The sequence below is a fragment of the Hydrogenophaga atypica genome (genome assembly GCF_042665215.1).
GTDB lineage: Bacteria > Pseudomonadota > Gammaproteobacteria > Burkholderiales > Burkholderiaceae_C > Hydrogenophaga > Hydrogenophaga defluvii_A.
Genome location: NZ_JBHTCA010000004.1, coordinates 249,033 through 261,365, shown reverse-complemented (window position 1 = coordinate 261,365; position 12,333 = coordinate 249,033). Strand labels below are relative to the sequence as shown.

Genomic DNA, 12,333 nt, shown 5'->3' with positions numbered 1-12,333 from the left:
GCGCGTCATGCGTTGTACAGGCTGGGGTCGTCCACCTTGCGGATGTTGACGCGGCGGCGCTGCCAGGCGAGGTAGGCGCGCCGGGGCTGGACGATGTTGGCGACGTAGTAGATGGTCTTGAACACCAGGAGGGAGCGCCAGATCGGTGTTTTGCCGAACACGTCGCCCGCCAACACCGACAAGATCGCTTCTTTCACCCGCAACACGTTCTTGGGGCCCATCAGGAAGTCGCGCATGATGGGATTGGTGACCCGGTAGATGAACCAGGAAAACGCCTTGGGGCCGTGCCGCATCGTGCGGTCGAAGTGCTTCAGCGCGGCGCCCGCACGGTGGGGCTCTCGCAGGCAGGTGTCTACGGTGTCGGCGCCGACCACGGCGCTGTGCATGGCCAGCCACACACCCGATGAAAACACCGGGTCGATGAAGGCGTAAGCGTCGCCCAGCATCACGTAGCTGTCACCGTGGGTGCAGGTCGAGACGTAGGAGAAATTGCCTGTGGCCTCGGCGTCGCTGACCTGTCGCGCCTGTTTCAGCCGCTCCAGCAGCGGTGGGCAGGTGGCGATGTTGTCGTCCAGGAACTGCTGCAGGCTGCGCCGAGCACGCGTTTTCATGTGGTAAGGCCAGGTCACCATGCCAATGCTGGTGGTGCCGTTGGTCAGCGGTATGAACCAGAACCAGCCGTGGGCAAACCAAAAAATGCTGATGTTGCCTTCGTCCGCGCCGCCATGCCGCTGTGCGCCTTCATAGTGGGCGTACACCGCCGAGCTGTTGTGGCGCGGGTTGCGCTGCTTGGTCTTGAAGCGGTTGGCGAGAAAGGTGTCGCGCCCAGAGGCGTCCACCACAAACCGCGCTTGCCATCGCAGGTCCTGTCCGTCGTTGTTGCGGGCGCTGACCACGGCGCCACCTTGGGCTTGAAAGTCCACCCCGGTGACTTTGACCCCTTCGTGCACCTCAGCCCCTTGGGACGCCGCGTGCCGGAACAGGATGTTGTCGAAATCTGCCCGGCGCACCTGGTAGGCATGGGGCATGGACTTGTCCCAGGCTTCGGCGAAATGCACCGTCTGCGCCCGGTTGTGCTCCATGGAGACAAACTCGGCGCCGGGCTTGTGCATGCCAATCGCCTTGATTTGGTCCGCGATGCCCATTTTTTCAAACAAGGGCAGGTTGGCCGGCAGCAGGGATTCGCCGATGTGAAAGCGGGGATGGTGGGCCTTCTCCAGCAGCACAACACGGTGGCCTTTTTGGGCCAGCAGGCTGGCTGCGGTCGATCCGGCGGGGCCGCCGCCAATCACCAGGACATCGCAAGTGGGGCCGGTGTCTGCCAGGGCCATTGAATTCATAAAAATAGACGTGTGGGTGTCGGCCGGAACCAAGGGTCGATCATCGGAAGGCAACCCGGAATGATAGTCCCTCCACTGCTGCCCGCCCTTGGGGCGTGCGGCGTGCGGGCATGTGCGTGTGTGTGGTGTTCAGGGCAGGGTTTCGTGCAGCATGGGTTCGTCTGTCCCCGTGGCATCGGCGGTGGCTGAGAGGCATTGGGCCAACGCGCTGGTGTCCAATGTGGGGTGCGCTGCTTGCGCTCGGCGGAGGATTTCGGTCGCCAGGCGGTTCAGGCGTTCATGTGACTCGCGTATGCGGGCGATGAAGCCGTTGGCATCGAGCTTGTCGGTCAGGCTGCGGTTGAGTTCGGCGAACCAGGGCATTTGTGCTTGGTCCAGCATCACCGCCGGATTGCGTTTGAGGCTCAGACCCGACCACTGGCGCAGGAAGTTCTGCATGCTCGCATTGAGTTGCTGGCATTGGGCCAGCTCGCCACGCAGCGCTGCCAGCGCGGACAAATCGGTCAGCCGGTCGTGGAAAAAAAACTGGGCCAGCACCCCCCAGTAGTAGGTGTAATCCCAGATCACCTTGACCGGCAGCACCTCGGGGTCGCCGAACAGGGTGTACTGGTCTTGGTACAGCGCCATGGTGCTGTCGTAGAACGAATGGAACAGCTGGTCAAAAATCTGTGCGCGGGCGCCCAGGCGCTCGCCCCGCCGGTCCATGGCAACCAGTTCGGTGATGTAGGTGTTGCCGATGGCAATGAAGTCGCTGCCAGGCGAATAAAACGGGTCGAGGAACAGCCCGGCCTCGCCGGTGAGGGCCCATCGCTCGGCGGAAAACACCTGTTTGCAGCCGTAGGAAAACCGTTTGAAGCAGGCAAAGTCCTGCAGCAGGTGGCGTTTTTGATCAAGCTCGTCGAACAGCAGCGGCTGGTGGTGTTCCAGCCAAGCCATGGCCTTGTCGAAGCTGTTCATGTCCGTGAAGGGATGCATCGAGGGGTCGGCCACAATGCCCACCGAGTGGGAGCCTGAGACCAGGGGAATCAGCCAGACCCAGTAGCCCGCGCCCACCAGGTGGTTGGTCGACAGCCAACGCGCTTGTGGATCGCAGCGCGCGCGCCAACGTGGGTCGCTGCTCCAGCGATCGAGGTGGATGTGGTCTTTGATGCGAAACCACACGGCGTGGGCCAGGTGCTGGTTGGGTTCGGCCAGGCCGAGTTGGCGTTTGAGCAAACCGGCGCGCCCACTGGCATCCACCACCCAGCGCGCCTGCACCGTGTGGGTGCTGCCCCCGTGTTCGAAACCCACTTGGTGTGGGCCATCTGCTGCTGCTGCTGAGGCGCTGTTGAGTGCCACCTGCCGAACCGTTGCCCCTTCGATGAGCCCGATGCCCCGGCGTTTGGCCTCAAGTGCCAGGTGGTTCTCAAAGATGCCCCGGTCGATTTGGTAGCTGGGCACCGAGAGATGGCGGCTGGCGCCAATTTCAGTCACTTGGTCGATGTCTCGGCGCCCCTCGGAGAAGAAGAAGCGGAAACCGAACTTGCGGAGCTGGTGCTGTTTGAGGTGGTCACCCAGGCCCAGCACCTGATCGAAATAATGGGCACCGATTTCAACCGACGACTCGCCCACTTTGTGGGTCGCGTCGGGTGCCGGGTCGGCGCGCCGCTCCAGGACCAGCACCTGGGTATCGGGGTCTCGTTTTTTGAGTTGAAGGGCCAGCGTCAGGCCGGCCAGACCTCCGCCGAGAATGACGACGTCGGTGGGGGAATGTGTGTTGCCCATGGGCAGAGTATCGCTTCACGTCTTGACCGGTTTGCCCGGGGTGCCTGCCAGCGGTGCTACAGCGCTACGGGCGGCGGTTGCGGGCTGATGAGCGCAGTGTGTGGCGCAGCGTGGGGCACCAAGCACCTAAAATCCGCGCTTGGTGTTCCTGCCTTGCCCACGCCCCACGCTGCCGATGTCCTCCCGCCCGCCCGAAATCCTCGACGCCTTGCCGGCCGGGTTGCCCTGTGAAGCGGCAACCCTCGACACTGAGGATGCGGCAGGTGCAGCCGACTCACTGTGGGGCCACGCGCGGGCCGTCGGGGTGGTGGTGCTGGCGGTGGTGTGGGCGGTGGCCTCGCACTACGCCAGCACGCATCCGGGATCAAGCGGCTGGGGTGCGGTCCTGGCCTTGGTGCCCATCACATCGGCGTTGGCGGTGGGCTTGTCGCGCCTGCCGCATCGCTGGCTGGGTGCGCTGCTCGGGATGGGCGTGATCGGCTTGCTGGTGGGTTTTTGGCCCCACCTCAAAGGCCAGGTGGCGCTGTTGTACTACCTGGAGCATTTGGGGGTTTATCTGCTGATGGCCCATGTGTTTGGGCGCAGCCTGCGTGGCCCGGGGGAATCGCTGGTCACGCGCATGGCGCGCAGTGTGCACGGTGGTGTGCTCTCGCCGGCCCAACTGGTCTACACCCGGCGCGTGACCGGTGCCTGGTGCGTGTTTTTTGTGGGCATGGCGGTGATGTCCACGTTGTTGTTTGTGTTGGCGCCAGTGGTCGTGTGGTCGACCTTCGCCAATCTGTTGGGCGGCCCGTTGATTGTGTTGATGTTTGTGGGCGAATATTTCTGGCGGCGCCATGCATTGCCAGACGACAAACCTTCCACCATGGCAGATGCCGTCCGTGCCTGGAAAGCCCAACGCGCCAACAGCGTGAAGTGAGCTTGCCTCTGAGGCTTGGCGTTCTGGGGCCTTGTTCTGGGCCCTTGTCAAAAAGGCGGCAAGGCGTCCGGGCCTTCGGGTGCCGGATGTGCGTCAAAATTGCCACGTCATGATGTTTACCCCTCCCGAACTCTCGCTGGCCCTGGGCTTGGTCAATCTGTTGCTGTTGATGTGGCTGGTGCTGCGCAAGCCGACCGTATCTGAGGAAACCCCGGCGCAGGCGCTGCACCGTCAGCAGTTGATGGACGCCGTCAAAGGAGGCGACGAGCGACTGGAGCGCGAGCTGCGCCACGAGGTTACCGAGTCGGCGCGCGCTGGCCGCCAGGAGTTGTTGCAGACGCTGAGCGCTTTTCAGGGCAGCCTGTCGCAGCAAAGTGCCGATGCCACCCGCACACAAAACGCGCAGATCGACGCCTTTGCCCAGCAGCTGCTGCAGTTGCGTGGCACGCTGGCCGACACCCTCACCAAACAACTGCAAGACCTGAGCGAAAGCAACGCGCGCCGCCTGGCCGAGGTGCGGGCCACGCTGGAGCAGCAACTCGCCCAACTGCAGCAGAACAACGCCGCCAAGCTCGACGAGATGCGCGCCACGGTGGACGAAAAGCTGCACGCCACGTTGGAGGCCCGGCTGGGCGAGAGCTTCAAGCAGGTGGCCGAGCGCTTGGAGCAGGTGCACAAAGGCTTGGGCGAGATGCAGACCCTGGCCCAGGGCGTGGGCGATTTGAAACACCTGTTGAGCAACGTGAAAACGCGTGGCATGTTTGGCGAAGCGCAACTGGCGGCGCTGCTGGAGCAGGTGTTTGCGCCCGACCAGTACGCCACCCAGGTGGCCACGCGTCCGGGCAGCAAAAACGTGGTGGATTTCGCCATCCGCCTGCCGGGCCGGGGGGACGATGGTGCACCCTGCTGGTTGCCCATCGACGCCAAGTTTCCCAACGAAGATTACGAGCGCCTGCTCGATGCCCAGCAACGGGCCGACGTGGCGGGGGCCGATGCGGCTGGCAAGGCGCTGGAAGCGCGCATCCGGCTTGAAGCCAAAAGCATGGCCGAGAAGTACGTGGAGCCACCGCACACCACCGACTTCGCGTTGATGTTTTTGCCGACCGAAGGTCTCTACGCCGAGGTGCTGCGCCGCCCTGGCCTGATGGAGGCACTGCAGCGCGATCACCGCGTCACGCTGGCCGGGCCCACCACGCTGCTGGCCATGCTCAATTCGCTGCAGATGGGATTTCGGACCCTGGCGCTGGAAAAGCGCAGCTCCGAGGTTTGGCAGGTGCTGGGGGCGGTCAAGACCGAGTTCGGAAAGTTTGGTGACGTGTTGGCCAAGGTCAAGGCCCAGACCCAGACGGTGCTCAACACCCTGGACAGCGCCGAAGTGCGCAGCCGCGCCATGGGGCGTGCACTCAAACAGGTGGAGGCCTTGCCCACCGAACAGGCGCAGGCCTTGCTGCCCCTGCCCGAGCAGGACGAATGAAACAGCAGCTCCTGCGCCTGATCGCAGCCCACGTGTGCCTGCACGTGTGCATGGCGGGCACCCGCATGGCCGCACCTTTGTTGGCCTTGCGCGAGGGCCACAGCCCGGTGGCGGTGGGTGTGCTGTTGGCCTTGTTTGCGCTGGCGCAGGTGTTTCTGGCCTTGCCTGCCGGTCGCTACGCCGATCGCCACGGCCTGCGTCGGCCGGTCGGCTGGGCCGTGTTGGTGGCCATGTTGGGTGCGGGGGCCGCCGCCGCTTGGCCCGCATTTGGTGTGCTGTGTTTTGCCGCGCTGTTGACCGGAGGCGCCACCGGCGCAGCCTCGATTGCGGTGCAGCGCCAGGCCGGTGTGCTGGCCACCAACCCCACCGAGCTCAAGCAGGTGTTCAGTTGGCTGGCCATTGGCCCGGCCTTGTCCAACTTCGCGGGGCCGTTTGGGGCTGGGCTGTTGATCGATCACGGGGGCTTTCGGCTGGCCTTTGCCGTGCTCGCGCTGGTGCCCTTGTTGAGTTGGTGGTGGGTGCGCAGCCAGCAAGCGCCCGCCCGCGCCGCGCCCAGCGCCACGGCCGCAGCCGGCCCCGGTGCCTGGGACCTGATGCGCGAGCCACCGTTCCGACGCCTGATGATCGTCAACTGGCTGTTGGCCTCGTGTTGGGACGTGCACACCTTTCTGGTGCCCGTGCTGGGGCACGAACGCGGCATGAGTGCGTCGGCCATTGGTGCCGTGCTGGGCGGTTTTGCGCTGGCGGCCACCGCCGTGCGTGTGCTGATGCCTTTGCTGGCCGCCCATTTGCGGGAAGCGGTGGTGGTGTCGGGGGCCATGGTGGCCACGGCACTCTTGTTCGGTGTCTACCCGCTGGCACACTCCGCGCTGGCCATGGGCGGCCTGTCGGTGCTGCTGGGCGTGGCCTTGGGGTCGGTCCAACCCATGATCATGAGCACCTTGCACCAGATCACGCCCAGCCATCGCCATGGTGAGGCGCTGGGCCTGCGGCTCATGGCTATCAATGGCTCCAGCGTGTTGATGCCACTGCTGTTCGGCAGCGCCGGTGTGGTGGTGGGGACGGCCGGTGTGTTCTGGGTCGCGGGTGCCGCTGTGGGCCTGGGCGCACGGCTGCCACTGCGGCGCTGAGGCCCGGCGTGGCGCTGCCCTTTTTGGGCCGGTGTGCGGAACTTGTCTGACGCAGTTTTATCTTGCGTTAGATTCGAAGTTTTGGGAATAAAGCCGTGTTATTGCTGATCGTCATGTTGCCCCTGGTGCTGGGCGTGGGGCTGACGGCATGGGGCGGGCGCCATGGGCGGCCGGCCTCTGCCGCTTTTGCCGGCGCCATCACGCTGGGCTGCATCGCCTTGCTGTTGCAGCAGGGCGGGGCCGTGTTCGACGGTCAAACCTTGATGAACGCTTGGGCCTGGGTGCCCGAGATCGGCCTGAACCTCACGTTCCGGCTCGATGGCCTGTCGCTGATGTTTGCGCTGCTGATCACCGGCATTGGCCTCTTGATCGTCGTCTACGCCCACTTCTACCTCGCGCCCGAGGACTCGGCGGCCAAGTTCTACAGCCTCATGATGCTGTTCATGGCCGCCATGCTGGGCGTGGTGCTGTCGGACAACCTGCTGCTGCTGGTGGTGTTCTGGGAGCTGACCAGCCTGTCGTCCTTTTTGCTGGTGGGCTACTGGAGCCACCGGCCCGATGCCCGTGCGGGTGCCCGTCAGGCGCTGGCCGTCACCGGCGGCGGCGGCTTGGCCATGTTGGGCGGGTTTGTGTTGTTGGGCCAGATCGCGGGCACCTTTGAGTTGAGCGAGATGGCGGGCCGCGCCGCCGAGATCCAGGCTTCGCCCTTGTTCCTGCCGGCCCTGCTGCTCATTCTGCTGGGCTGTTTCACCAAAAGCGCGCAGTTCCCCTTCCACTTCTGGTTGCCCGATGCGATGGCTGCGCCCACCCCGGTGTCGGCCTACCTGCACTCGGCCACCATGGTCAAGGCCGGGGTGTTTCTGCTCATGCGCATGTACCCGGTGCTGGGCGGTTCGGGTTACTTCGAGGCGATTGTGACCACCGCCGGTTTGATGACCGTGTGTTTTGCGGCCTTTATCGCCATCTTCAAACACGACCTCAAAGGCCTGCTGGCCTACTCCACCGTCAGCCACCTCGGGTTGATCACGTTCCTGATCGGTCTGGGGTCGCCGCTGGCGGCCGTGGCGGCGGTGTTTCACGTACTCAACCACGCCACCTTCAAGGCGCCGCTGTTCATGGTGGCGGGCATCGTGGACCACGAGACCCACACGCGCGACATGCGGCAGCTGGGTGGCCTGTGGAAGTTCATGCCCTGGACAGCGACATTGGCCATGGTGGCGGCAGCGTCCATGGCCGGTGTGCCACTGACCAACGGTTTTCTGTCCAAAGAGATGTACTTCACCGAGGCGGTGGTCGGCACGGCCGCCGCGGGTGTGCTGGCGTGGCTGGTGCCCGCGCTGGTGACGCTGGCCGGTGCCTTCAGCGTGGCCTATTCGCTGCGCCTCATCCACGATACCTTCTTCAACGGCCCGCCGGGCGACATGCCCCACATGCACCCACACGAGCCCCCGGTGGGCATGAAAGCGCCGGTGGCGCTGCTCGCCGCCATCTGCCTGGCGGTGGGGCTGTTGCCGGCCGCGTTGTTTGGTCCCATGGTGCATGTGGCCGCCACCGCCATGACGGGGAAGGCGCTGCCCGAATACCACCTCGCCATCTGGCACGGCTTCAACCTGCCGCTGCTGATGAGTGCCATCGCCTTGGTGGCCGGCGTGGTGCTCTACCTGTGGCTGGCGCGTGGGCGTTGGCTGCACCGTATCCAGTCCGAACACTGGTTTGGCGCGCTCACGGGGCGCAGTCTGTTTGAAGGCAGTGTGGACCGCCTGTTTGGCCTCGCCGGCCGGCTCACCGATGCGCTGGAGAACGGCTCGCTGCAGCGCTACGTGGCCATCACCCTGGGCGCGGCCATTGTGGGTGCGGCGGTGGTGCTGGTGGAGCAGCCGGTGGTGGGTGGTGCGCGCGCCCTGTTGCCGGCTTCACCGCTGGCGGTTGTGTTGTGGCTGTTGTTGGTGGTGGCGCTGGTGCTCATCGTGCGCGATCACCACCAGCGTTTCCGCGCCGTGGTGCTGGTCGGGGTGGTGGGGCTGGTCACGGCGGTGTCGTTCATTGGCCTGTCGGCGCCCGATCTGGCGCTCACCCAGCTGTCGGTGGAGGTGGTGTCCACGGTGTTGTTGCTCATGGGCCTGGCCTTGCTGCCGGCCACGTCGCCGCGCGAATCCAGTGGCGCGCGCCGGGGGCGCGACGCCTTGCTGGCCCTGGCCGGCGGCGGTGGTGTGGGCTGGCTGGCCTGGCTGGTCATGACCCGCGACCACGACTCGATCTCGTGGTACTTCCTCGACAAATCCTTGCCTGCGGGCGGCGGCACCAACGTGGTCAACGTCATCCTGGTGGACTTCCGGGGTTACGACACCTTTGGCGAGATCACGGTGCTGGGCATTGCGGCACTGGGCGTGTACGCCCTGATGCAGGGCATGCGCACGCGCCGTGCCGGCACCGATGCGCAAGGTCTGGCCTGGACCTTTGCCGAACAACCCCTGCTGCTGCGGGTGGCGGCGTCGGTGGTGCTGCCGCTGGCGCTGGTGTTCACGCTCTACATCTTCATGCGTGGCCACAACCTGCCCGGCGGCGGCTTCATTGCCGGCCTGATCACCGCCGTGGCCCTGGTGCTGCAGTTCATGGCCCTGGGCCAGGCCCGTGCCGAAGCCATGCTGCGCGCGCGTTTGGGGCGGCGCTTCATCCAGTGGATTGGCGCCGGCCTCGGCATCGCGGGCCTGACCGGCATCGGCGCCTTCGTCTGGGGCCGTCCCTTCCTCACCAGCGCCCACGGTCACCCGCACGTGCCAGTGCTGGGTGAACTGCCGTTGGCCACCGCCGCCTTGTTTGACCTGGGCGTCTACCTCACCGTGGTGGGCGCCACGTTGTTGACCGTGTCGGTGCTGGGCAACGCCAGCCGCGACACGGCCCCGTCCGCCACCACCGGAGCCACGTCATGAACAGTTGGATGAGCCTCGAATTTCTGCTCGCATCTGGCCTGGGCCTGGTGGCCGCGGCCGGCATCTACCTCATGCTGCGCGGGCGCACCTTCCCGGTGGTGTTGGGCCTGTCCTTGCTGGGCTACGCGGTCAACGTGTTCCTGGTCGCCATGGGCCGGCTGTGGCACAACGCGCCGCCCATTCTCACCGGCGGTGCGGCTGTGGCCGACCCGTTGCCCCAGGCCCTGGTGCTGACCGCCATCGTGATCGGTTTTGCCACCACCGGTTTTGTCATCGAACTCGCGCTGCGCAGCCGACACGAGAGCGGCAGCGACCACGTCGATGGGCACGAGCCCGCGCCACAGCGCGCGAAGGCGGGGGACCGCTGATGGCGATGCTGATGGAACTCTGGCTGCAACACGCGCCCGTGTTGACGGTGCTGCTGCCGGCCATGACGGCGGTGGTCTTGCTGCTGCTGGGCGACAGTGGGGGCGAACACGGGCACGATGGCGACAGCGTGGGTGTGTGCCGCCGTGTGTCGCTCACGTCGGTGGCCTTGGGGGTGCTGATGGCGGTGGGCCTGGTGGTGCACGCGAGCACAGGCGAACTGATGGTCTATCGGCTGGGCGAGTGGCCGGCGCCGTTTGGCATCGTGCTGCTGGTGGACCGCCTCTCGGCCCTGATGCTGTTGCTCACCGCCACCGTGGCGCTGCCGGTCTTGTGGTACGCCTGTGGGGGCTGGGACACACGGGGGCGCTACTTCCACGCGCTGTTCCACTTTCAGTTGATGGGCCTCAACGGCGCGTTTGTCACCGGCGACCTGTTCAACCTGTTCGTGTTTTTCGAGGTGCTGCTGATCGCCTCCTACGTGCTGTTGGTGCACGGGCAGGGGCGCGAGCGCTTCCGCATGGGCGTGCACTACGTGGTGCTCAACCTGGCCGCCTCGGCGCTGTTCCTCATTGGCCTGGGCCTGGTCTACGCCACCACGGGCACCCTCAACATGGCCGACGTGGCGCAGCGTGTGGCCCAGTTGCAAGGCGACGACGCGACCCTGGCCCATGTGGCTGCGGTCATCCTGCTGGTGGTGTTCGGCCTCAAGGCCGCACTGGTGCCGCTGTACGCCTGGCTGCCTGCCACCTACGCGGCGGCCAGCGCGCCGGTGGCCGCGCTGTTTGCCATCATGACCAAGGTGGGGGTCTACAGCATCCTGCGGGTGCACGGGGTCATCTTCGGCATCGATGCGGGCGCCTTGACCGAAAGTGTGGCCGGCTGGCTGCTGCCGCTGGCGCTCACCACCAGCGCGCTGGGCGTGTTGGGCGCGCTGGCCGCACCCAACATGGCGCGTCTGGTGGCCTACCTCACCGTGTCGTCGGTCGGCACCATCCTTGCGGGTGTGGCGCTGTATTCCACCCAGGCCTGGTCGGCGGCGTTGTACTACACGCTGCACAGCACGCTGGTGGTTGCTGCGCTGTTCCTGCTGGTGGAACTGATCTCGGCCCAACGCGGCGACACCTGCGACCGCTTGCAGCCCGCGCCCGCCGTGCGCGAGCCCGTGTTGCTGGGCCTGATGATGTTGTTGGGCGCGGCGTCTGCCGCTGGCCTGCCGCCCCTGCCCGGTTTTCTGGGCAAACTCATGATTCTGGAGGCCTCGCATGGCCTCAGCGCCCAAGCCTGGGTCTGGAGCGTGGTGCTGGTGGTGGGCTTCTTCACCATCATCGGCCTGGCCCGCGCAGGGGCCATCGTGTTCTGGCATGTGCAGCCCTGCGAGGCCGATGCCGTTGGCCACGCGGGCCACAGCGCGCGCCTGATCGCGCCCACCGCCTTGCTGTTGTTGCTGGGTGTGGTGATGGCGGGGCTGGCCTCGCCGCTCAAACGCTACACCGACGCCACCGCCCAACAACTGACCGACAAGGCCGCCTACGTGCGCGCCGTGTTGGGTGAGGGGGCCGCGCCCACCACACACCCCTACCGTGGGGAGCCCGCACGATGAAACCCCTCCACACCGCCACCACCGCCGCGCGCCGTGGCTGGCTGCCCCACCCGATCCTCTCGGCGCTGCTGGCGGCGAGTTGGCTGGCCTTGTCTCACAGCCTGGCCGTGGTGCACCTGTTGTCCGCCGCGCTCATCGGGTGGGGCGTGCCGCGCCTGATCGCCCCTTTCCTCGGGCCCGCCAACCACATCCACTGGCCCACGGCCTGCCGTCTGGCGGCCGTGGTGTTGTGGGACATCGTCTTGTCCAACATCACCGTCGCGCGCCTGGTGCTGGGCCCCATGGCGCGGCCACAACCGGCCTGGATTGCCGTGCCGCTGGACAGCGCCCACCCCTGGGTCAACGCCTTGTTCGCCAGCATCATCACCACCACGCCCGGCACCGTGTCGGCGGTGGTCGATGAAGCCGGTGCGCGCATCTGGGTGCACGCGCTCGACTGTGGTGACGCGGCCGCCATGGCGCGCGACATGAAGGCCCGCTACGAGGCGCCGCTGCTGCGGATGTTTGGCGCGCAACCAAGGAGTTCGACATGAACGTGATCGACATCGCTTTGAACATGGCCCTGGGCGCGGTCGCCCTGGCCATGCTGCTGTGTGGCTGGCGCCTGCTCAAGGGGCCAGCCGCCACCGACCGCATCCTGGCGGTCGACACGCTTTACATGAACGCGGTGGCGCTGATCGTGCTGCTGGGCTTGCGCTGGGACACGCCGCTGCTGTTCGAGGCCGCGCTGCTGGTGGCCATGCTGGGTTTCGCCTCCACCGTGGGGCTGGCGCGTTTTCTCACGCGCGGTGACGTGGTCGAATAAGG

Annotated in this window: 10 protein-coding genes; 8 read left to right on the top strand and 2 right to left on the bottom strand. The window is 66.1% G+C overall.

Annotated features, from left to right (window positions below; translation table 11 throughout):
- Positions 1-5: 5 nt before the first annotated feature.
- Both ACFQPB_RS07980 and ACFQPB_RS07975 read right to left on the bottom strand, forming a co-directional pair.
- Complete coding sequence (locus ACFQPB_RS07980; protein ID WP_382221601.1) at positions 6-1,340, bottom strand: NAD(P)/FAD-dependent oxidoreductase; 1,335 nt, start codon at positions 1,338-1,340, stop codon at positions 6-8.
- A 129-nt stretch (positions 1,341-1,469) separates the two neighbouring features.
- Entirely contained in the window at positions 1,470-3,104 is a 1,635-nt protein-coding gene (locus ACFQPB_RS07975) for an NAD(P)/FAD-dependent oxidoreductase (RefSeq protein WP_382221598.1), read from the bottom strand.
- Positions 3,105-3,243: 139 nt separating this feature from the next.
- Between ACFQPB_RS07975 and ACFQPB_RS07970 the strand changes: the two genes are divergently transcribed.
- The 8 genes from ACFQPB_RS07970 to ACFQPB_RS07935 all read left to right on the top strand — a co-directional run bounded on the left by ACFQPB_RS07970 (position 3,244) and on the right by ACFQPB_RS07935 (position 12,331).
- Complete coding sequence (locus ACFQPB_RS07970) at positions 3,244-4,023, top strand: COG4648 family protein (protein ID WP_382221595.1); 780 nt, start codon at positions 3,244-3,246, stop codon at positions 4,021-4,023.
- Between the two features lie 109 nt (positions 4,024-4,132).
- Positions 4,133-5,497 (top strand): DNA recombination protein RmuC, encoded by a 1,365-nt coding sequence (locus tag ACFQPB_RS07965; RefSeq protein WP_382221592.1) that lies wholly within the window; start codon positions 4,133-4,135, stop codon positions 5,495-5,497.
- Positions 5,494-6,627, top strand: a complete 1,134-nt coding sequence (locus ACFQPB_RS07960; RefSeq protein ID WP_382221589.1) for an MFS transporter — start codon at positions 5,494-5,496, stop codon at positions 6,625-6,627. The genes ACFQPB_RS07965 and ACFQPB_RS07960 overlap by 4 nt, the downstream gene beginning before the upstream one ends.
- 95 nt (positions 6,628-6,722) lie before the next feature.
- Positions 6,723-9,557 carry a monovalent cation/H+ antiporter subunit A gene (locus ACFQPB_RS07955; protein ID WP_382221587.1) on the top strand — a complete coding sequence of 945 codons (2,835 nt, stop codon included), beginning with the start codon at positions 6,723-6,725 and terminating at the stop codon, positions 9,555-9,557.
- The gene (locus tag ACFQPB_RS07950; protein WP_382199166.1) at positions 9,554-9,925 is read left to right on the top strand and encodes a Na+/H+ antiporter subunit C; all 372 of its coding nucleotides are present in this window, start codon (positions 9,554-9,556) and stop codon (positions 9,923-9,925) included. The genes ACFQPB_RS07955 and ACFQPB_RS07950 overlap by 4 nt, the downstream gene beginning before the upstream one ends.
- Positions 9,925-11,526, top strand: coding sequence for a monovalent cation/H+ antiporter subunit D (locus tag ACFQPB_RS07945; protein WP_382221584.1), 1,602 nt, complete (start codon positions 9,925-9,927; stop codon positions 11,524-11,526). The genes ACFQPB_RS07950 and ACFQPB_RS07945 overlap by 1 nt, the downstream gene beginning before the upstream one ends.
- Entirely contained in the window at positions 11,523-12,059 is a 537-nt protein-coding gene (locus tag ACFQPB_RS07940; protein ID WP_382221581.1) for a Na+/H+ antiporter subunit E, read from the top strand. The genes ACFQPB_RS07945 and ACFQPB_RS07940 overlap by 4 nt, the downstream gene beginning before the upstream one ends.
- Entirely contained in the window at positions 12,056-12,331 is a 276-nt protein-coding gene (locus tag ACFQPB_RS07935) for a K+/H+ antiporter subunit F (RefSeq protein WP_382199162.1), read from the top strand. Before ACFQPB_RS07940 ends, ACFQPB_RS07935 begins: the two co-directional genes overlap by 4 nt.
- The last annotated feature ends 2 nt before the right edge of the window (positions 12,332-12,333 follow it).